Below are 20,582 nucleotides of genomic sequence, written 5' to 3' on the forward strand. Positions count from 1 at the left end.
GACCCAAAAAAACCGCTGCCTGGCAGCGGTTTTTTATTGCGCGTTATCCGGGATCAGTAGCCGAAAATCGCTTCGGTTGCCGGGGCTGCTTTCTGTTCTTCGGGGCTGCGGGCCGTTTCACGCGGAACATCCTCGCTACGGAAGTACTCGTAAATGGCATCTTTTTGTCCGCTGTAGGCGCGTTTTCCGCTGGCGGGATCGATGCGTACACGGACAATGCCCGGCGGTACGGCGGGCGGGTTGTTCGGCAGATCCTGCAGGGCCTCTTCCATGAAATCGATCCAGATCGGCAGGGCTCGGCTGCTGCCATACTCGCCTCGGCCCAGTGATGAGGGTTGATCGAATCCGACCCAGGTAGTGGCTACCAGGTCCGGACTGAAACCGCTGAACCAGACATCCTTTTGCTCGTTGGTAGTGCCCGTTTTGCCGGCCAGGTCGGAGCGTTTGAGTACGTGGGCGCGGCGGCCTGTACCACGGGTAATAACGTCACGCATGATGTCATAGATCAGGAAAGCGTTGCGTGGCGTGATGATGCGGGGGGCCGGCAGCGGATCGGCACCGATGCTTTCCGGCGTTTGCAGCTGACTGTACAGTGAATTGGATGCAGTAATGGCGGCCCCGGAGACTGCAGCTGGAGTATCGGCGGCGACGGTTTCCGTACCGGTTTCTGCTTCAGACGTGGTGGCAGGGGCCATGATCACGTCACACTCGGGGCAGGCGTGGAGGGGATTGGCTTTCAGCAGGATGTCTCCGGCGTCATTTTCAATACGATCGATCAGATAGGGCTGGATCAGAAAGCCGCCGTTGGCCAGTGCCGCATAGCCGCGTGCAACCTGCAGTGGGGTTGAGCTTGCGCTGCCCAGTGACAGGGACAGGTTGCCTGGGTAATTCTCGGGTTCGAAGCCGAAGCGCAGAATGAACTCACGAGCTCGTTCGACACCGAGCGCGCGCATCAGTCGGATGGAGACCAGGTTGCGGGAGCGGTACAGGGCCTCGCGCAGGCGGGTTGGACCATTGAATTTGCCGTTGTCATTTTCGGGACGCCAGACGCCTTCGAGGCTGGCATCATGGTAGACAATGGGAGCATCATTGATGATCGATGCCGGAGTGAAGCCGTTTTCCAGTGCTGCCGTGTACAGAAACGGCTTGATGTTCGAGCCGGGCTGGCGATAAGCCTGAGTCACGCGGTTGAACTTGTTGTTGTAGAAGCTGAAGCCGCCCGAAAGTGCACGAATGGCACCATCCTGTGGGTTCAGGGCGACCAGAGCCCCCTGGGCTTTCGGTATTTGGGTCAGGCGCAGTTGGCCGTCTTCATTCGGCATGATGCGGATAATATCGCCCGCTTCCAGGACGTCGCGCGGACGTTTGGGGACCGGCCCCAGCCAGTATGGACTGCGGTAGGCGCGGGCCCACTTCATCTGCTCCCAGTCCAGAGGGCTTTCGCTGCCATCGGTACGTAACAATCGTGCGCCATCATCGGTCACCTCCAGCACCAGGGCGGGCTCAAGGCCGGCATAGGCCGTGTGCTGGCGCAGGGTGCTAAGCTGATCTTCGGGTTCAAGCGTGTCGAGGTCGATGCTGGCTTCAGCACCTCGATAGCCGTGATCATGGGTGTAGTCGAGCAGACCGCGACGCAGGGCTGCTATGGCTTCAGCCTGCATGCGGCTGTCGATCGTTGTCCACACACGGTAGCCTTCGGTATACAGCTCTTCACCGTACTGCTCATACAGCTGCTGACGAACCATCTCAGCGATGTAGGGTGCGTCCAGTTCGATGTCGCTGCGGTGATAACGCGCGGTTACGGGAGTGGCGACGGCATCGTCATGTGCCTGTTGCGAGATGTAGCCCAGTTGCAGCATACGTCCCAGAATCCAGTCTCGGCGTTCGAGGGCGCGGTCGGGGTTGGTGATCGGGTTAAAGGCGGAAGGGGCCTTGGGCAGACCTGCAATCATGGCCAACTGAGCCAGGTCAAGGGCGTTGATATCCTTGCCGTAATAGGTATTGGCTGCGGCCTGGATGCCGTAGGCACGATGGCCCAGATAGATCTGGTTGACGTACAGCTCCATGATTTCCTGTTTGGATAGTTCTTGCTCTATCTGCAGGGCCAGCAGGATCTCGATGAATTTGCGACGGAAGGTCTGTTCGCGGGTCAGAAAGAAGTTCTTCGCGACCTGCATGGTAATGGTAGACCCGCCGCTTTGGATGCGACCGGTGGATGCCAGCTGGAATGCGGCGCGGCTCAAGCCCTTGATGTCGATGCCGAAGTGCTCAAAGAAGCGGGCGTCTTCGGCTGCTTGAAGTGCCTGGGTAAAGCCCTCGGGGATCTGGTCGAACGGGATCGGTGTGCGCTTCTTTTCGCCGAATTCGGCGATCAGCTTGTCGTCGGTCGAATAGACGCGTAGCGGAGTCTGGAATTGGACCTGTCGCAGACTTTGGACATCGGGCAGTTCGGGGCTGAAATAGTAGTACACCCCGGCAAGGCTTGCCGCCCCGATTAAGACGCCGATCAGAGACAGGGTAATGATCCATTTAAATAGCCGTTTCAGAATTCGCATGCTGGCCTTGGAGATTCCGGTGGAAAAAAATAGAGCTGGATCATTATATAGGTGTAACCAGCCCGGTCCACACTGTACTGGTAGTTTAAATTGTTCCTGAATCAGGCTACATTGTGACCGTCTGCGGGACTTCACCTGGTTGATGATATAAGGAAAATGTCGTGCTCAGCTTATTTAAGCCAAAGACCGCCGGCTGGGTGGGAGTGGATATAGGGTCTGCTTCTGTCAAGTTGGTAGCGCTCACTAAACATGGACAGTCGTACCAGATTGAAGGTTATGCTGTCGTTCCGTTGCCCCCGACAGCGGTGGTCGATGGCAATGTCGAGATCCCCGGTGAGGTGTCTGACGCTATTGAACGCGGCGTTAAAGTCTGTGGTATTAATCTCTCACATGCCGTTACGGCGGTGCCGTCCTCGACTGTTATTACCAAACGCCTGGAAATCAGCAATGCTTTTGTTGGCATGGAGCTGGAAGAGCAGGTGCAGATCGAGGCCGACCAGTTCATTCCCTATCCGCTGGAAGAAGTCGCGCTGGATTTTGAAGTTCAGGGGCCGGTGGATAAGGCGCCCGAGCTGAACGACATTCTGCTGGTTGCCTGTCGCCGGGATGATGTGGACAGCCGGGAGGACGCTATCGATGGTTCGGGGCTTAAGTGCGAGGTGATTGATATCGACACCTATGCCATTGAACGTACCCTGCCGTTGCTGGAAACGGGCGAGTCGGGTGGTCAGCTGGTGGGTGTGGTGGATATCGGCGCTGCTACGCTGACGCTCAACGTGTTCAAGGGCAATAAAATCATCTATAACCGCGAACAGGCTTTCGGTGGTAATGATCTGACCAATATGATCCACCAGCAGAAAGGGCTCGAAGTCGCCGAGGTGGAGCGCTTGCTGAGTACGGATGAACTTGATTCTGACATTATGGAGATGATGGTGCTGCCGTTCCGTCAAACGGTGGTGCAGCAGATTTCGCGCGCCCTGCAGTTCTATTATTCGTCCGGCTCACAGGGGCAGCTGAGCAAGCTGTATCTGGCGGGCGGGACTTCGGGTCTGGAAGGGTTACCCGCTATGGTTAGTGACGAGGTCGGTGTGCCGTCCTATATCGCCAACCCGTTCATCAACATGCAGATGGCCTCCAAGGTTAACGCGGCCCGGTTGCAGAAGGATGCTCCTTCTCTGCTCAAAGCGTGTGGTTTGGCGCAGCGAAGCTTTGATATTTAGGGATCACAGGGATTATGTATGGCACGTATTAACCTCAGACCCTGGCGCGAAGAGCGGAACGAACGGCAACGAAAGCGCTTTGTCGGCAATATTGCCGCTGCTGCCTTGCTGGGCGTACTGGTCGTGCTGGGGGTTAGCTATTATTACGATGTTCAGATGGAGCGCCAAAAAGCGCGTACCGGGTATCTGAAATCTGAAATAACCAAACTGGACCAGCGTATCAAGGAAATCCGTGAGCTGCGTGCCAAACGTGAGCGGCTGTTGGAACGTCTGAAGGCGATTCAGCAGCTGCAGGGCAACCGGCCGGTGATTGTGCGTAACTTTGACGAATTGGTGCGGGTGTTGCCGGATGGCATCCACTATGAGTCGTTGGTACGGACCGAAGAAACCATTACGATCGATGGTCTGGCCGAAAACAACAAGGATGTATCTGAACTGATCCGTCGTCTGGACAGTTCCATCTGGTTCGAAGAGCCGGACTTCAGTCGTGTTGATGACGCGGAGAGCGGCCTGAAACGATTCAATATGAAAGTCGGCATGACTCGCCCCGATGCTGAGGAGGCACAATAATGGACGCCAACTCATTCAAGCGCGCGTTTCAGGGATTTGACATCAATAATGTTGATGTCAACCAGGCCGGCAGCTGGCCTGTCGGTGTCAAGGCTGTCGTGTATTTGCTGGTATTCGGTCTGGTGGTGGGAGGAGGCCTGCACTTCTTCATCAAGGACAAGCACGCTGCGATCGATCGTGAAATCAGCAAAGAGCAGGAACTCAAACAGGAATACAAGACCAAGGCGTTTCAAGTTGCGAGCCTGGATGCCCTGCGTAAGCAGATGACAGATGTGGAAGGTCGTTTCACCGAGCTGTTGAAACAGCTGCCGACCGACAAGGAAGTGCCTGACCTGCTGGATGACATTACTGAAATCGTGCGCTCGGCGGGCCTGGAATCCGAGCTGATTGCACTGCAGCCGGAGCGCAAGGAACAGTTCTATGTGGAACTGCCGATTCGGATTATGGTGCGAGGCAACTACCACCAGATGGGTGAGTTCGTCAGTGGTGTGGCGGCTATCAAGCGTATCGTGACACTGCACGATTTCTCGCTTGAGCCTGATGAGAATGGTCAGTTATCAATGGAAATCAGCGCGAAGACTTACCGCTATGATGATACGAAATAACGCACGTTCCCAGGGTCGGCTGGGGCTGGCCCTGCTTCTGATGTTGCCGTTGTCGGGCTGTCTGTGGGTGGATGATACTCAGGACCTGCAACGCTATACCCGTGAGCAGCAGGCACGTCCCAGTGGCAAAATTGAGCCGCTGCCGGCCTTCAAACCCTATGAAGGCTTTGTCTACGAGGGAGTCAGCTTGCGCAACCCCTTCCGCCCGATTGTTCGGACATCGGGTGAGCGGGAAGATCTGGCAGCGGATGAGGCCATTCAGCCTGATACCGAGCGACCCAAGGAGTATCTCGAAGAGTTTTCCATTGACGAGTTGCAGATGGTGGGCATCATTACCCAACCGGGTGGCGATACGCTTTGGGCCTTGATCAAGGACCCCAGAGACGAGGTGCATCGTGTCATCGCGGGCAGCTATCTGGGGAATGACTACGGTGAAGTGACCACAATCAGTGAGCATGAACTCCATCTGGTGGAAATTATTGAGAACGGACGCGGTGGCTGGATGAAGCGGCCACGTACATTGACGTTAGAAGAACAGCAGGATTTATAAGGATGCAGACCGTGAACAGACATAGACGGATCGAGATTAACCGGATGCAGACCCGAAGCCTGGTGCCGTTCTGGCTCCTGCTCAGTGCGCTGATGTTGACGCTTGTTGGTCGTACGGCTCAGGCAGCCATGCTGGAGGATGTCAGCTTTGTCTCCCTGCCGGGCAAGAAAATCGAAGTGCAGATGAATTTTGATGGTGCCCCGTCCGAACCCAAGGTATACCTTATTGAAACGCCGCCGCGTCTCGTGATCGACCTGGCGGAGACCGGCAGTGCCATGGCGCAGAAAACCCTGGCCGTCAAATCGGGCGATGTCGACAGCCTGCATTTTGCCGAAGCCAATGGCCGCATGCGTATTGTAACCAACCTGAATGCAGTCGTGGGCTACGATATCCGTGCCGAAGGCAACTCGCTGCTGCTGGAGCTGGGTGGTGACTCCGCCGTTGCGCGTACGCATGCAGCGGAAGCCAATCAGGCGGCTTCAGCACCGCGTAACGCGCCGGCCGAACCTTCGCAGGTACGGGGCATTGACTTCCACCGCCTGGACGGTGATCGTGGGCGTGTCACTATTGAGCTGAATGATGAGGGTGCCAATCTCGATATCGTGGAAGAGGGTGGCAATGTGGTGGTCAATCTGACCGGTGCCAACCTGAATCCGGCACTGCAGCAGCGCCTGGATGTGCAGGACTTCGCCACGCCGGTGAATTATATCGATACCGTGGTCAACGGCAGTAATGCCACCATCCTGATCAACCCCACCGCTTCACCTTATGACTACATGGCATATCAGAGCGGCAGCCAGCTGGTGCTGGATTTTCAGCCTCTGACGCCTGCCGAACAAAAGGCAAAGGAAGACTTCTTCCCCTACAAGGGTGAAAAGATCGACCTGAATTTCCAGAATGTCGAAATCCGTACCGTGCTGCAGATTATTGCCGAAGTGGCCGAAAAAAACCTGGTCGTCAGCGATAATGTTCAGGGCGATATTACCCTGCGTTTGAAAAACGTGCCTTGGGATCAGGCGCTGGACATTGTGTTGAAGACCAAGGGGCTGGACAAGCGTGAAACCGGTAATGTACTGCTGGTTGGCACAGTAGGGGAAATTGCTCAGCGAGAAGCGGTGGAATTGCAGAGCCAGCAGAGCGAAATCACGGTTGCGCCGCTGGTGACCGAATTTATCCAGATCGATTACCGCAAGGCATCGGTTATCAAGGAACGCGTAGAAGAGGCGAAGCTGGTTTCGGAACGCGGCTTTGCCATGGCGGATGATGAAACCAACGTGTTGATGGTACGTGAGACGGCCAAACAGGTCGAAGAAATTCGTGACACCATCAAGCAATTCGACGTTGAAGTCGCTCAGGTCATGGTACAGGCACGCCTGGTGACGGCCTCCAATACCGCGGCGAAAGAGCTGGGTATTCGCTGGGGTGCCGGCTTTAAAAATGACCGTTGGAGTATTGGTGGTTCGCCCAACTTCCCGTCCACGCCGGTGGTGCACAACCCGATTCTGAGCCAGGATATGGCGGACGCTGTTGAAGATTCCGACGCGCTGAAAGAGAATATGACGATTCCCGGCAACCTGATGGTGGATCTGGGTGTTGATCGAGCGACATCGGGCCTGGCATTCGGCTTCCTGACGGATCGCTTCCTGCTGTCGGCAGAGCTGCTGGCGATGGAAAGCGACGGCAAGCTGGAAATCGTTTCTCAGCCGAAAGTGATTACCACGAACGGCAAGCCGGCGGTGATCAAAGCTGGTCAGGAAGTCCCCACGCGGACCATTGATGCCGATGGCAAGATGACCGTTGAGTGGAAGGAAGTGGTCCTGAAGCTGGATGTGGTGCCGCAGATTATTCCGGGCGACAAGGTTCAGCTGGATCTGATCATTACGGAAGACTCCGTGGGCGAAGTTTATGACGAGTTGGGCAACCGGTTGATCAACAAGCAGGAGCTGCGCACCTCGATTGTGGTGAGCGATGGTGAAACCGTGGTATTGGGCGGTGTGCTGCGCAATCAGACCAGTGAAACCATTTCCAAGACTCCGCTGTTGGGAGATCTACCGGTTGTGGGTAACCTGTTCAAGAGTCGGGTATCGGATAATGACAAGCGCGAGCTCCTGATTTTCATCACACCGCAGATGATTCGAGAGTCTCTCAGACGATAAGTACAAAGAGCTAAGAACAATTTGAATGTGTTTCTAATTGGCCCTATGGGTGCTGGAAAAAGCACCATAGGGCGTTTGCTTTCCCAGGAGTTGGCACTGGAGTTTCATGACTCGGACCGTGATATTGAGGCCCGAGCCGGAACCAATATTCCATGGATCTTTGATGTGGAAGGCGAGGCAGGTTTTCGCCAGCGCGAAGAAGCCGCCATTGATGAACTCAGCCAGTTGGATAATATTGTGCTGGCCACGGGGGGCGGAGCTGTTCTGCGTGAAGCCAACCGCCGTAACCTGCAAAGCCGGGGCACGGTTGTCTATCTGCATACCTCCATTGAACAGCAGCTTGAACGGACCGCCAAGGACCGTAATCGCCCTTTGCTGCAAACGGAAAATCCCCGTGCCGTGCTTGAAGCCCTGATTGAGGAGCGGGACCCGCTGTATCGCTCCTGTTGTGATCTGCTTATCAAGACCGACCGCCGACACCCGCGTGGTGTCGTCAATGATATTATCCGTTTTTTGAAACGACAGAAGCCCCTCCACACATCCGAATAACGCGCCTGCGGAGATTTACTGATGCAAACGCTGAATGTTGATCTGGGGGAGCGCAGCTACCCCATTCATATTGGCCAGAATCTGCTGTCACGCCCTCTGCTGGTCCCTTTCATAAAGGGGCGGCAAGTGATGATTGTCAGCAATGAAACCGTAGCGCCTCTGTATCTGGACAGGCTGCAGGCGCAACTGTCGGCATTCCAGGTAGATACGGTGATTCTGCCGGACGGCGAGGCTTACAAGGACCTGGAGCACGTCAACCGGATCTTTGACGGGTTGCTGGAGCGGCGGCATAACCGCACGACCACCTTGGTTGCTCTGGGAGGTGGCGTGGTGGGTGATATGACCGGTTTTGCGGCGGCCTGCTATCAGCGCGGGGTTGCCTTTATTCAGGTTCCGACCACCTTGTTGTCGCAGGTAGACTCTTCGGTTGGAGGGAAAACCGGTGTGAACCATCACCTTGGCAAAAACATGATCGGGGCTTTCCACCAGCCTCAGGTTGTGCTGGCGGATACCGATGTATTGGCAACATTGCCGGAGCGGGAGCTGTCAGCGGGCTTGGCGGAAGTGATCAAATATGGCCTTATTCACGATGAGGCTTTTTTGTCTTGGCTGGAGCTGAATATGCCGGCGCTGCGTCGTCGTGAAGCGGGTGCGCTGAGTTATGCGATCTATCGTTCCTGTGCAATCAAGGCGGAAATGGTGGCGTTGGATGAGCGGGAGTCCGGGATACGTGCGCTGCTGAATTTGGGACACACCTTCGGTCATGCGATCGAGACCGACCAGGGGTATGGGCAGTGGCTGCATGGTGAAGCGGTCGGCGCCGGTACCATGATGGCGGCGGATCTGTCAGCGCGACTGGGCTGGATATCGCCGTCGTCACTGGAGCGTATCCGCCGTATCCTCCTGGCGGCAGGCCTGCCGGTTCTGCCGCCTGCGGAAATGTCCGCAGAGCGGTTTATCGAATTGATGGCCGTGGATAAAAAGGTCATTGATGGCAGTCTGCGCCTGGTGTTGTTGCAGAATGTGGGGCAGGCGGTCGTAACATCGGATTTTTCGCAGGAGCACCTGGCTGCAACACTGGCTGCCGGCGAGCGCTTGGGGCAGCTGTAATCGAGCAGGATTCAGGAAGGGAGTGAGAGTTCAAACATGAGTGTACCCAGTTTTTATCATGAGCCGGGGTCGCGATTGCAGTTGTCGGAAAAGTTACAGCATTTGGTGCGTTTTTCCGACTTCCTGATCCTGATTACAGGCGCTGAAGGATGCGGCAAAACCACCCTGCTGCGCAAGCTGGAGCAGGAAGGGCAGGCCACAACGGGGCGCTCGGCGTTGGTCGGTTTCGAGGCAACGGCCGATGTGACTGGGTTATTGCAGGCACTCACCCATGCATTGCAGATGGAGCCGGTCGATGGCAATCAGGCTCGCCTGTCGCAGCTGCATGGACTGGCCAAGCAGCTGGCGGCGGACGAGTTGCCGTTGGTCTTGATGATCGATGATGCCGATTATTTGACCAACAATGCGCTTGAGCTCTTGATCAACTTCGCCTCTCTGGGCCCGATTGCGCCACGCATCCTGCTGGCGGGGACACCGGCATTCGAACGGCATTTTCACGACCTTGAGATGGATCAGCGTCTTGAGGGGCATCTTCATATTGAACGCCTGGCGCCCTTTACAGCCGATGAGTCGGCGGAGTATATCGAATCGTTGCTGCCCGATGGGGTGGTGCTGAGTGAGCGGCAGCTGTATCGGCTGGTTGAGCAATCCGCCGGACGTCCGGCCCGGCTGCGGCAGGCTGTCGTCGAGTTTTTGCAGAATGGTGAGGCACAGGCTCCCCGTTCGCGCTCGGTTGACAAATTGCCGATGCCCCCACGGCATATCAGTGCTGCCTTTGTCATTCTGTTACTGGTGTTTGCAGTGGCAATCTGGCAATACCTTCCGGATGATGACGATGAACAGGCCTCCGTTGCCGGTGAGCGTGTGACACGCCCTTTGATTGTGCAGCAGATTCCGCGGGCCGAAGTGGGTAACGCATCGGATGTGGTGGTTGAAGTTGAACCGGCGTTGGCCGACCGCTCGGCCGGCCGGCCGTCAGCAGTCGTTCAGGTGCCGGCTGGTGAACCCGGCACGCTGGAGGATACATGGACTCCGGCTCCTTCATCAGGAGAGATGCGCTCTCAAATGGAGCCGAATCACGTGCCTGCACCTGAGCCTGCTTCCGAGCTGGCGCCTGAGTCTGCGACTGCTCCAGAACCGGAACCCAAATCGGCGCCCAAGCCAGAGCCCAAGCCAGAGCCCAAGCCAGAGCCCAAGCCAGAGCCCAAGCCAGAGCCCAAGCCAGAGCCCAAGCCAGAGCCCAAGCCAGCGCCCAAGCCAGCGCCCAAGCCAGCGCCTAAGCCAGAGCCTAAGCCAGAGCCCAAACCGGAGCCGGTTGCCGCGTCAGCGGGCGTGGCTGACGCTTGGCTGCGGGAGCAGGAATTGCTGGGTTGGCCCGAGCAGGGGTATACATTGCAGGTTCTGGGCGCGCGTGACGAAAACAGCATTAAGACGTTTATACAGGGGCAAAAACAGCCGGAACGTTTCTATTATTTCCGCACCCTTTATAAAGGAAAACCTTGGCATGTTGTGGTCTATGGGCAGTATGCCGATCGCGCTTCAGCGCTGAAGGCGGCGCAGCAATTACCCACGCCGTTGCAGCAATTACGGCCTTGGGCGCGCTCTATTGCAGGGGTAAAGGCGGATATTCGGAAAAAACAGTAATTTCCTGAAAAATCAGGGAATTGGCAGTTAAAAAGGCACCTATAGGTGCCTTTTTTATGGACTAAAATTGTCATAAGTCTTGAATAAAATTTGTTCTTTACCCAAAGCGCATGTAGAATTGCTTCCCCTTTTTGCCCGTCAGTCGTGCCCCGGGAGAAAGGAGATTATATAACTACTTGTTTTTAAAGAGTTTTTAGTGAGGTCGGCTTATGAACAAAGGTCTTTATCGCCTCGGAGAGTTCAAGGACAATTGTGGCTTTGGCCTGATGGCCCATATGCAGGGACAAGCCAGTCATGATGTGTTGGACAAAGCGATTGAAGCATTGGCTTGCATGACTCACCGCGGGGGGATTGCTGCGGACGGCAAAACAGGGGATGGTTGTGGATTGCTGATGCAGAAGCCTGATAGTTTTCTGCGTGCGGTCATGCAAGAAGAGCAGGGCATTGAGCTGAGTGACCGCTATGCGGTTGGCATGGTGTTCCTGTCCAGGGAGGCGGCGCTTGCCGAGCAAGCCCGAAACGAGTTGAACAGTGCCGTGGAGGCACAAGGCCTGGGAATAGCAGGCTGGCGAGAAGTTCCAATAGATCAAAGCTGTTTGGGACCGATCGCGAAGGATACCTTACCTCGTATAGAGCAGGTATTTATCAACCCAAACGGCAAGAATGAAAGAGAATTCGCCGTCAGCCTTTTTACCGCCCGCCGACTCACCGAAAAAACCCTCAGCCAAGACCCCGATTTTTATATATGTAGCCTTTCCGATAAGGTACTTTCCTACAAAGGCTTAATGATGCCGGTCGATCTTCCGGTGTTTTATCAAGATTTGAACGACCCCCGCCTCGAAACGGCCATCTGTACTTACCACCAACGCTTCTCTACCAATACAGCACCTCGCTGGCCTCTGGCACAACCTTTCCGCTTCCTGGCGCACAACGGCGAAATCAATACCGTTGATGGCAACCGCAACTGGGCACGCGCCCGCCGTACCAAATTTGTCACTGAGCTGCTGCCGAATCTGGATGAGCTGCAACCCATCGTGAATACCACCGGTTCTGACTCTTCCAGTATGGACAATATGTTGGAGTTCCTGCTGGTGGGAGGCATGGATATTTACAAGGCGGTTCGGATGATCGTGCCTCCAGCCTGGCAGAACGTGGAAACCATGGACTCCGAGCTGCGTGCTTTCTACGACTACCATTCCATGCACATGGAGCCTTGGGATGGTCCGGCGGGCATGGTGATGACCGATGGCCGTTTTGCCGTGTGCATGCTGGATCGCAATGGTCTGCGTCCCTCCCGCTGGGTGATGACGCGGGACGGCTATATCTGTACGGCTTCGGAAATCGGTGTATTCGATTATGCACCGGAAGATATCGTGGCCCAGGGGCGTGTGGGGCCGGGCCAGATGTTGTCCATCGATACCCATACGGGTGAAATTCTGCATACCGAAGATGTCGACAACAAGCTCAAGTCCGGCCAGCCTTACAAGCAGTGGCTGAAGGAAAAGGCGATCCGTCTGGAACAGACCATGAGCTTCGAGCTGGAGTCCCGCTCTTTCCGTGAAATGTCGCCGGAAGAAACCCGCCAGTACATGAAAATGTTCCAGGTCTCGTTCGAAGAACGAGAGCAGGTACTGCGCCCACTGGGTGAAACCGGGATGGAAGCCGTAGGCTCGATGGGGGATGACAAGCCGATGGCGGTGCTGTCGAGCAAAATCCGTTCGCCCTATGATTACTTCCGTCAGCAGTTTGCCCAGGTGACCAACCCGCCGATCGACCCGTTGCGCGAAGCGATCGTCATGTCGTTGGAAACCTGTATTGGTGCCGAGCAGAACGTATTTGAGGAAACACCGGAACACGCCCGTCGCATCATTCTGACGACACCGGTCCTGTCAGCCAATAAATTCCGTTACTTGCTCGATTGCCCCCACGAAGGCTTTGAGTCGCAGCGGCTGGACCTCCAGTACGATCCGCAGCTCGGGTTGGAACAGGCGGTACGCGATCTATGCGCACAGGCGGAAGAATCGGCCCGCAGTGGCAAGGTCCTGCTGATTCTGACCGATGCTTATCTGGAGCAGGGAAAATTGCCGATGCATGCCTCCATGGCGACCGGTGCGGTACACCATCATCTGGTCGAAAAGGGGCTGCGTTGCGAAACCAACCTGATTGTGGAAACGGCAACGGCGCGTGACCCGCATCACTTCGCCGTGCTCTTTGGATTTGGCGCGACGGCGGTTTATCCCTATCTGTCCTACCGGGTGCTGAATGATCTGTGCCGTACCGGGGAGCTGGGAATTGAACCGCTGCAGGCGCACGAAAACTACCGCAAGGGCATCAACAAGGGGCTGCTGAAGATCCTGTCCAAGATGGGTATCTCCACGATCGCATCCTATCGTGGTGCCCAGCTGTTCGAAGCGGTGGGGCTTGCCAGCGAAGTGGTTGATCTGTGTTTCCGAGGTGTTTGCAGTCGCATCGAAGGGGCTCGTTTTGCCGATTTTCAGGCGGATCAGGCGGAGTTGGCGTACGAGGCCTGGACGGCTCGAAAACCGATTCGTCAGGGTGGACTGTTGAAATATGTGCATGGTGGCGAGTACCACGCCTACAATCCGGATGTGGTCAAAACCATCCAGGAGGCGGTGACAACGGGTGATACGGCAGCCTATCAGCGGTATGCGGAACTGGTAAACAACCGTGGCGTGGCGACTCTGCGCGATTTGCTGGGATTGAAGCGGCACCGTACGCCGGTTGCTTTGGCGGATGTTGAGCCGGTCGAAAACATCTTCCCGCGTTTTGATAGTGCAGCCATGTCGCTGGGTGCTCTGTCTCCTGAGGCACATGAGGCACTGGCGGTCGCCATGAACGAACTGGGTGGCCGCTCCAACTCTGGTGAGGGGGGTGAAGATCCGGCCCGTCACGGCACGATGAAGCGCTCCAAGATCAAGCAGGTCGCTTCCGGTCGCTTTGGTGTGACGCCGGAATACCTGATGAGCGCCGATGTCATGCAGATCAAGGTGGCTCAGGGCGCCAAGCCGGGTGAAGGCGGACAGTTGCCGGGCGGTAAGGTCAATGACCTGATCGCGCGTCTGCGCTACTCGGTCCCGGGTGTCACCCTGATCTCGCCACCCCCGCATCATGATATCTATTCCATCGAGGACCTTGCGCAGCTGATCTTCGATCTCAAGCAGATCAACCCGGAAGGGCTGGTGTCGGTCAAACTGGTGTCTCGTCCAGGGGTCGGTACCATTGCCTGTGGCGTGGCCAAGGCCTACGCAGATCTGATTACCATCTCCGGTTACGACGGTGGTACAGCAGCGTCTCCGCTGACTTCCATCCACTATGCCGGTTCCCCTTGGGAGCTGGGTCTGGCCGACGCTCAGCAGGCGCTGCGTGCCAACCAGCTGCGCGGCAAAATCCGCCTGCAGACGGATGGCGGTCTGAAAACCGGCCTGGATGTTGTGAAAGCAGCCATTCTGGGAGCGGAAAGCTTTGGTTTCGGGACCATGCCGATGGTGGCATTGGGGTGCAAATATCTGCGTATCTGCCATTTGAACAACTGTGCAACTGGTGTGGCAACCCAGCGTGAAGATCTGCGTAACGACCATTTCCGCGGTACCGTGGAAATGGTGAAAAACTTCTTCCGTTTCATCGCGGAAGAAACGCGTCAGCTGATGGCCCAGCTGGGGGTACGCAGCCTGGATGAACTGATCGGGCGTGTTGATCTGTTGGAAACACTGCCGGGGGTCACGGACAAACAGGGCCACCTGGATCTGACACCGATCATCGGGACGGCCGGGGTGCCGGACGAATATCCGCATACTTGCCAGCAGGCACGCAACGAGCCCTATGATGCGGGTTCGCTGAACACCCGCATGCTGGAACTGTCGAGCGCTGCCATTGCCGACCGGCAGGGAGGAGAGTGGGTATTGGAAATCACCAACTGCGACCGCTCCGTGGGGGCCCGCACATCCGGTGAAATTGCCCGCCATCACGGTAATCTGGGCATGGATGCTGTGCCGGTTACCTTCCGTTTCCGGGGGCATGCCGGCCAGTCTTTCGGGGTCTGGAACGCGGGCGGCCAGCATCTGCTGCTGGAAGGTGATGCCAACGACTATGTCGGCAAGGGCATGGCGGGCGGCAAGATCGTGGTGCGTCCGTTCAGCGAGGTGACGTTCAAGTCCAATGAAACGGCCATCATCGGCAATACCTGCCTGTATGGCGCTACGGGCGGCAAGCTGTTTGCAGCAGGCCAGGCCGGCGAGCGTTTTGCGGTGCGTAACTCCGGCTGTCACGCCGTCATTGAAGGAGCGGGTGATCACTGCTGTGAATACATGACCGGCGGCATGGTGATGGTGCTGGGAGAAACCGGTTACAACTTCGGTGCCGGGATGACCGGTGGCTTTGCATACGTCCTGGATATGGACAACAGTTTCGTGGACAAATACAACCACGAACTGGTGGATATCCATCGCGTATCGACCGAACAGATGGAAGCGTACAAGAACCATCTGCGCTCGGTGATCGAAGAGTTTACCGCTGAAACCGGTAGCGCCTGGGGTCGTGAGATCCTGGACAACTTTTATGACTTCAGCGGCAAGTTCTGGCTGGTCAAGCCCAAGGCCGCGAGTCTGAATGATCTGTTGAATACCGTGCGTGTACGCCCCGAGTAAGCACAGCGAACGACTAACTTGCAGCACCCGCCCAAGCGGCGGGTGCCGGACGAGGTGGTAATATGACTGACCGTCTGAAAAACGATTTCCAGTTTATCGATGTTGGCCGTCAGGGGCCGGAGAAAATTCCGGCGGACGTGCGCAAACGGCAGTTTGCCGAAATCTATGAGCCCTTCAAGCCTCGGGATGCCTCTTCCCAGGCGCACCGTTGCCTGGAATGTGGCAACCCCTACTGTGAATGGAAATGTCCGGTCCACAACTTTATCCCCAACTGGCTGAAGCTGGTAACCGAAGGGCATATCATGGAAGCGGTGGAGCTGAGCCATCAGACCAATACTCTGCCGGAGGTCTGTGGCCGTGTCTGCCCCCAGGACCGTCTATGTGAAGGGGCCTGTACTCTGAATGATGGCTTTGGCGCCGTGACTATCGGTTCGGTTGAAAAGTACATCACGGATACCGCCTTCGCCATGGGCTGGAAACCGGACATGTCCAAGGTGCAATGGACCGACAAGCGGGTCGCCGTGATTGGTTCGGGCCCCGCAGGCCTTGGATGTGCCGATATTCTGGTGCGTAACGGCGTCAAACCGGTGGTGTTCGACCGCAACCCCGAGATCGGTGGCCTGTTGACCTTCGGCATTCCCGAATTCAAGCTCGAAAAGAGCGTGATGAGCCGCCGCCGCGAAGTGTTTACCGAGATGGGTGTTGAGTTTCGTTTGAACACGGATGTCGGCAAGGACATCAGCATGCAGGAACTGATGGACGAGTACGATGCCGTGTTTCTTGGCATGGGTACCTACACCTACATGAAAGGCGGTTTTCCGGGCGAGGACCTGGATGGGGTGTTCGATGCGTTGCCCTTCCTGATTTCCAATGTCAATCACTGCCTGGGCTTCGAGCGGGATGCTGCCGAGTTCATCAGCGTAGAGGGCCGGAAGGTGGTGGTACTGGGCGGGGGTGATACGGCCATGGACTGTAACCGTACTTCCATTCGTCAAGGTGCGGAGTCGGTGACTTGCGCCTATCGTCGTGATGAGGCGAACATGCCGGGCTCCAAGCGTGAAGTGGAAAACGCGCGCGAGGAAGGTGTTCGCTTCCTGTTCAATCGTCAGCCGGTTGAAATCGTGGGTGAAAGCGGCAAGGTCAAGGGCGTCAAGGTGGTAGCGACGCGCATGGGTGAGCCGGATGCCAATGGTCGTCGTCGTGCGGAAGTCGTGCCGGGGTCGGAAGAAGTACTGGCGGCTGATGCGGTGCTGGTGGCGTTCGGTTTCCGGCCCAGCCCGGCTCCCTGGTTTGCCGACTTCGGCATCGATCTGCATGAAGACGGTCGCATCAAGGCGGAAGCGCAGCCTCAGCAGGCGCGCCGCCATGCCTTCCAGACCAGTAATGCCAAGGTGTTTGCCGGTGGTGACATGGTGCGAGGTTCCGACCTGGTGGTCACGGCGATTGACGAGGGCCGTAAGGCAGCCGAAGGCATTCTGGGTTATCTGGATGTCTGATCATTAGGACTGCCAGGCAATGTCAACGGGCGCCTGAAAGGCGCCCGTTTTTATATCGGCTAGAGGGCACGATCGATCGACTTTCTCAGGTATAGCTCCAGTCTCAGAGTGAAGGCCCAGCGCGGTTCGAAGTCGGATTCACGTTCGAAGTGGAGTTCGGGAATCGCATCCAGAAACAGGCGGCCCTTGTGGATATCACGCCGGTACCAGCTTTGCAGGTAATAGTCATTCATGTGTGGGCTCGACAGGCTTTCCCCCACCATGATCAGGCCGTTGCGCAGGGTCGTGCGATGGTTGAGTCGGTGGGCGATCTCGAAACGCTGGGAAAATTCCAGTGTGTCTTCCGACTCTTGCCACTGCAGCTGGGAGTGTGAGCGCAGACGGCGAGCGGATGTCAGTGGACGAGCCAGTTCCCAGCTGCTGCGTGCCGAATAGCCGTCACTGTTGAACCAGGACAGGCGGTTATGGCTGTGCAGTTCCCAAGGGCTGTCGCCCAGACGCCAAAGGCGCTCGCCGATGGCGCGGGCATAGGGATCGAGCGGCAGTTTAAGCTTGATCCCACCCCCTGCTCTGTAGCTCCAGTGTTGGCGCTTGTCATCCCGGTTCAGGGCGTCGAGACCAATAATGACGTTGTTGCTGTCCAGGCGCTGGTTGAGCTGGCTGTCACTGCCCTGTTCGGAAAGGCTGCCGAGGGATTCCTCCGGATCGCTTTCGATCAGCAGGCGCAGGCGCTTTTTACTGGTGGGCAGATCAAGCTTGAAACGAACGCCCAAATCGTTGCTGAATCCCTGCGACTCTTGCCAGGCATTTTCCAGCGTGAAACGCAGGTAGGAGTGGTTGTCTACGGTCAGGTTGTCGTCGGTGCCGAGCCAGCCATCCAGACTGCGGGCTGAATGATCGACCCATTGACCGACGGTGTCGTGGGTCTGATCCAGGCGGCTGGCGGCCCAGTCGGGCAGGTCTGAAACGCTGTTTGCCATGACCGGCAGGCTGGAAGCAAGGGAGAGGGCAACAAGTGGCGGGATGAAGGCTTTCATGCTGACAACATCTCTGAGGGTTTACTCAAAGGTATAGATGATATCAGGAGCCGAGGCAACGGCAGCACGCGCGAACGCGGGCTGCCGTTTCATTCTGAGAGAAACAATCAGAGGTTCTTGAGCATCCGCTCGTGTTGCGCCTGTACTTCGGCATTGGGTTCGGCACCCTGCAGGGATACCAGAACAATAGCGATGGTTGCCAGCACAATGCCGGGCACGATCTCGTACAGGTCGAACAGTCCGCCGGACAGCTGCTTCCAGACAACCACTGTCACAGCACCCACAACAATACCGGCCAGCGCGCCGTTGCGAGTCATGCGTTTCCAGTACAGACTTATCAACAGGGCAGGGCCAAAGGCGGCGCCGAAACCTGCCCAGGCGTAGGACACCAGACCGAGGACGGTGCTGTCCGGGTTAAAGGCCAGGAACATGGCGATCAGAGACAGGCCGATAACGGCCAGACGGCCGACCATTACAATTTCCTTCTGTGACGCATCTTTGCGCAGCAGCTGTTTGTAGAAGTCTTCCGCCAGTGCGGATGAGGACACCAGCAGCTGGGAGTCGGCGGTACTCATGATAGCTGCCAGAATGGCCGCCAGCAGGATGCCGGCAATCACCGGGTGGAAAATGGCGTTGACCAGCAGCATGAAGATGGTCTCGCCATCACCCAGTTCACCACCCAGTTGAGTTTCCACGAACAGCATACCGGCGAGGCCAACCAGAACAGCACCGGCCATGGACAGACCGCTCCAGCCGACAGCAATGCGGCGTGCGGTCGGGATTTCATCGTTGCTGCGGCAGGCTGCGAAACGCGCCAGGATATGTGGCTGACCGAAGTAGCCCAGACCCCAGGCTGCCAGGGAGACGATCGCGATCAGGCTTAGTGGGTCGCCATTGGCGTCGTTGAAGATGGTCAGCAGTTCGGGATTTTTCGCTTCGACAGCGGCCCACATGACACTAAAACCACCATCGGCCTGAATGGCTGCAACCGGTACGATCAGCAGGGCTGCGGCCATCAGCAGACCCTGTACCAGGTCGGTCCAGGAAACTGCCAGAAAACCGCCAAACAGTGTATAGGACACAATGCAGAGGGTGCCGACGATGAGTGCAGTGGTGTACTCAAGACCGAACACGGTTTCAAACAGCTTACCGCCGGCCACGAGCCCGGAACTGGTGTAGAACAGGAAGAACAGCAGAATGAAGAAGGCTGAAATCACCTGCAGCAGTCGCGACCGGTCCTGGAAGCGGTTGGCAAAGTATTCCGGTAGTGTCAAGGCATCACCGGCTTCGATACTGTACGTACGCAGGCGTTTGGCGGTAAACCTCCAGTTGGCCCAGGTACCCAGTAACAGACCGCCCGCCAGCCAAATGGCTTCCATGCCGGAACCGTAGGCATAGCCTGGCAGCCCCAGCAGCAGCCAGCCGCTCATGTCGGATGCGCCTGCAGACAGCGCTGCAGGCCAGGGGCCCAGTGAGCGGCCGCCCAAAAAGTAGTCGGAGGAGTTGGCGGTGCGCTGATAGGCGATAACCCCGATGGCCAGCATCATAATCAGGTAGACAATAAAGGTGCCGTACACCGCATAGTTGTTTTCAATCATGCAAAAAGCCTCTCTGTGGCCCCGGTCAGGAGCGTGTTATTGTGCGCCTGTCTCATGCACGAACTCAGAGAAGCTGAGACAGGTCGACAATGAATGCGGGGGGCACCTTGGGAACCCCTCCATTCATGTTACGTTAGACGGTACGGCTACCCAGCTCAAGCAAAGTAGCGTTGCCGCCGACAGCGGTTGTGTTAATAGTGCGGGTTTTTTCCGTCACCAGACGCAGCAGAAAATCGGGACTGGTCAGCAGCGGGCAATGCTGCAGGTCGGTTTCTGCCACCAGTTGAACCAGTACACTGTCCTGTTCGGCCAGACGACGGTTCAGTTCGATTTCCTGGGCTGGCGTGCAGCTGGTCACCACCAGTCGCAAGGCCTCTTCTGCCAACAGTTCTGCGGCGGGTGTTTCGTTGTCTACCACCAGCATGGCACGGGGTACGCCGGCCTGGTGCAGAGCGCTGGCCAAGGCGGTCGTCCATGCTTCCTGTCCGGGCCACCTCAGTACCACGGTATTACCGCAGGCCAGGGTTGCCAGCAGCTGGCAGGCCAGCAGAGTTTCACTGCTGCTGTCGGTTCCAGAGACCAGTGCCAGGCCACGTCCGGTCAGATAGAGTTCGTTGGATTCGCCGGTCGGTCCGGGCATTTCCAGTACCTTCCCCAACGGGCCAGCGTCATTCAGAACCTGGCTGGCCAGGCGCTCGGTCAGCGCGGCTTCGGCGTGGGCAGGCAAATGCTCCAGGGCACTGGCCAAGTGTTGGCAACGGTCGGCAAAGCCGCGACGGTTCCAGGCTTCCCAGATGGCAATGGCCTGAGTGTCGAAATGCTGCATGT

The 20,582-nt window shown here is 57.0% G+C and carries 14 protein-coding genes; 10 read left to right on the plus strand and 4 right to left on the minus strand.

Features of this window, described 5'->3' with window-relative positions:
* Nucleotides 1-53 precede the first annotated feature (53 nt).
* Nucleotides 54-2,555 carry a penicillin-binding protein 1A gene (locus tag H1S06_RS13305; RefSeq protein WP_181741020.1) on the minus strand — a complete coding sequence of 834 codons (2,502 nt, stop codon included), beginning with the start codon at nt 2,553-2,555 and terminating at the stop codon, nt 54-56.
* A 161-nt stretch (nt 2,556-2,716) separates the two neighbouring features.
* Here H1S06_RS13305 and pilM point away from each other — a divergent pair, with 161 nt between their 5' ends.
* From pilM to H1S06_RS13355, 10 genes are all read left to right on the plus strand, one after another.
* On the plus strand, nt 2,717-3,775 hold the full coding sequence (gene pilM, locus H1S06_RS13310) for a type IV pilus assembly protein PilM (protein WP_181741022.1): 1,059 nt from the start codon (nt 2,717-2,719) through the stop codon (nt 3,773-3,775).
* 18 nt (nt 3,776-3,793) lie between these two features.
* A complete protein-coding gene (locus H1S06_RS13315; protein WP_181741024.1) occupies nt 3,794-4,345 on the plus strand; it encodes a PilN domain-containing protein in 552 nt (183 codons plus the stop codon).
* A complete protein-coding gene (locus H1S06_RS13320; protein WP_181741026.1) occupies nt 4,345-4,950 on the plus strand; it encodes a type IV pilus inner membrane component PilO in 606 nt (201 codons plus the stop codon). Before H1S06_RS13315 ends, H1S06_RS13320 begins: the two co-directional genes overlap by 1 nt.
* A complete protein-coding gene (locus H1S06_RS13325; RefSeq protein WP_255483102.1) occupies nt 4,934-5,500 on the plus strand; it encodes a pilus assembly protein PilP in 567 nt (188 codons plus the stop codon). Before H1S06_RS13320 ends, H1S06_RS13325 begins: the two co-directional genes overlap by 17 nt.
* A 2-nt stretch (nt 5,501-5,502) precedes the next feature.
* Nucleotides 5,503-7,656, plus strand: a complete 2,154-nt coding sequence (pilQ, locus tag H1S06_RS13330) for a type IV pilus secretin PilQ (RefSeq protein WP_181741028.1) — start codon at nt 5,503-5,505, stop codon at nt 7,654-7,656.
* Nucleotides 7,657-7,677: 21 nt separating this feature from the next.
* Nucleotides 7,678-8,205: a shikimate kinase AroK gene (aroK, locus tag H1S06_RS13335; protein ID WP_255483104.1), complete on the plus strand. Its 528-nt coding sequence runs from the start codon at nt 7,678-7,680 to the stop codon at nt 8,203-8,205.
* Nucleotides 8,206-8,226: 21 nt separating this feature from the next.
* The gene (aroB, locus tag H1S06_RS13340) at nt 8,227-9,315 is read left to right on the plus strand and encodes a 3-dehydroquinate synthase (RefSeq protein ID WP_181741032.1); all 1,089 of its coding nucleotides are present in this window, start codon (nt 8,227-8,229) and stop codon (nt 9,313-9,315) included.
* 36 nt (nt 9,316-9,351) lie between these two features.
* Nucleotides 9,352-10,959: an SPOR domain-containing protein gene (locus H1S06_RS13345; protein ID WP_181741034.1), complete on the plus strand. Its 1,608-nt coding sequence runs from the start codon at nt 9,352-9,354 to the stop codon at nt 10,957-10,959.
* Between the two features lie 209 nt (nt 10,960-11,168).
* On the plus strand, nt 11,169-15,623 hold the full coding sequence (gene gltB / locus H1S06_RS13350) for a glutamate synthase large subunit (RefSeq protein WP_181741036.1): 4,455 nt from the start codon (nt 11,169-11,171) through the stop codon (nt 15,621-15,623).
* A 62-nt stretch (nt 15,624-15,685) separates the two neighbouring features.
* Nucleotides 15,686-17,119 (plus strand): FAD-dependent oxidoreductase, encoded by a 1,434-nt coding sequence (locus H1S06_RS13355; RefSeq protein WP_181741038.1) that lies wholly within the window; start codon nt 15,686-15,688, stop codon nt 17,117-17,119.
* 59 nt (nt 17,120-17,178) lie between these two features.
* Here the strand turns inward: H1S06_RS13355 and H1S06_RS13360 are convergent, their stop codons facing one another.
* The 3 genes from H1S06_RS13360 to H1S06_RS13370 form a co-directional block, all read right to left on the minus strand.
* Nucleotides 17,179-18,156 carry a hypothetical protein gene (locus H1S06_RS13360; RefSeq protein ID WP_255483105.1) on the minus strand — a complete coding sequence of 326 codons (978 nt, stop codon included), beginning with the start codon at nt 18,154-18,156 and terminating at the stop codon, nt 17,179-17,181.
* 107 nt (nt 18,157-18,263) lie between these two features.
* On the minus strand, nt 18,264-19,754 hold the full coding sequence (putP, locus tag H1S06_RS13365) for a sodium/proline symporter PutP (RefSeq protein WP_181741040.1): 1,491 nt from the start codon (nt 19,752-19,754) through the stop codon (nt 18,264-18,266).
* Between the two features lie 133 nt (nt 19,755-19,887).
* Nucleotides 19,888-20,580, minus strand: coding sequence for a delta 1-pyrroline-5-carboxylate dehydrogenase (locus tag H1S06_RS13370; RefSeq protein WP_181741042.1), 693 nt, complete (start codon nt 20,578-20,580; stop codon nt 19,888-19,890).
* Between the last annotated feature and the right edge of the window lie 2 nt (nt 20,581-20,582).

The organism is Marinobacterium marinum, assembly GCF_013868415.1.
GTDB lineage: Bacteria > Pseudomonadota > Gammaproteobacteria > Pseudomonadales > Balneatricaceae > Marinobacterium > Marinobacterium marinum.

Bases quoted from the DNA above. Each gene is read 5' to 3' on its own strand.
- H1S06_RS13305 (WP_181741020.1), bottom strand. From the start codon at position 2,555: ATGCGAATTCTGAAACGGCTATTTAAATGGATCATTACCCTGTCTCTG.
- H1S06_RS13315 (WP_181741024.1), top strand. From the start codon at position 3,794: ATGGCACGTATTAACCTCAGACCCTGGCGCGAAGAGCGGAACGAACGG.
- H1S06_RS13320 (WP_181741026.1), top strand. From the start codon at position 4,345: ATGGACGCCAACTCATTCAAGCGCGCGTTTCAGGGATTTGACATCAAT.
- H1S06_RS13325 (WP_255483102.1), top strand. From the start codon at position 4,934: ATGATGATACGAAATAACGCACGTTCCCAGGGTCGGCTGGGGCTGGCC.
- pilQ (WP_181741028.1), top strand. From the start codon at position 5,503: ATGCAGACCGTGAACAGACATAGACGGATCGAGATTAACCGGATGCAG.
- aroB (WP_181741032.1), top strand. From the start codon at position 8,227: ATGCAAACGCTGAATGTTGATCTGGGGGAGCGCAGCTACCCCATTCAT.
- H1S06_RS13345 (WP_181741034.1), top strand. From the start codon at position 9,352: ATGAGTGTACCCAGTTTTTATCATGAGCCGGGGTCGCGATTGCAGTTG.
- gltB (WP_181741036.1), top strand. From the start codon at position 11,169: ATGAACAAAGGTCTTTATCGCCTCGGAGAGTTCAAGGACAATTGTGGC.
- H1S06_RS13355 (WP_181741038.1), top strand. From the start codon at position 15,686: ATGACTGACCGTCTGAAAAACGATTTCCAGTTTATCGATGTTGGCCGT.
- H1S06_RS13360 (WP_255483105.1), bottom strand. From the start codon at position 18,156: ATGAAAGCCTTCATCCCGCCACTTGTTGCCCTCTCCCTTGCTTCCAGC.
- putP (WP_181741040.1), bottom strand. From the start codon at position 19,754: ATGATTGAAAACAACTATGCGGTGTACGGCACCTTTATTGTCTACCTG.
- H1S06_RS13370 (WP_181741042.1), bottom strand. From the start codon at position 20,580: ATGCAGCATTTCGACACTCAGGCCATTGCCATCTGGGAAGCCTGGAAC.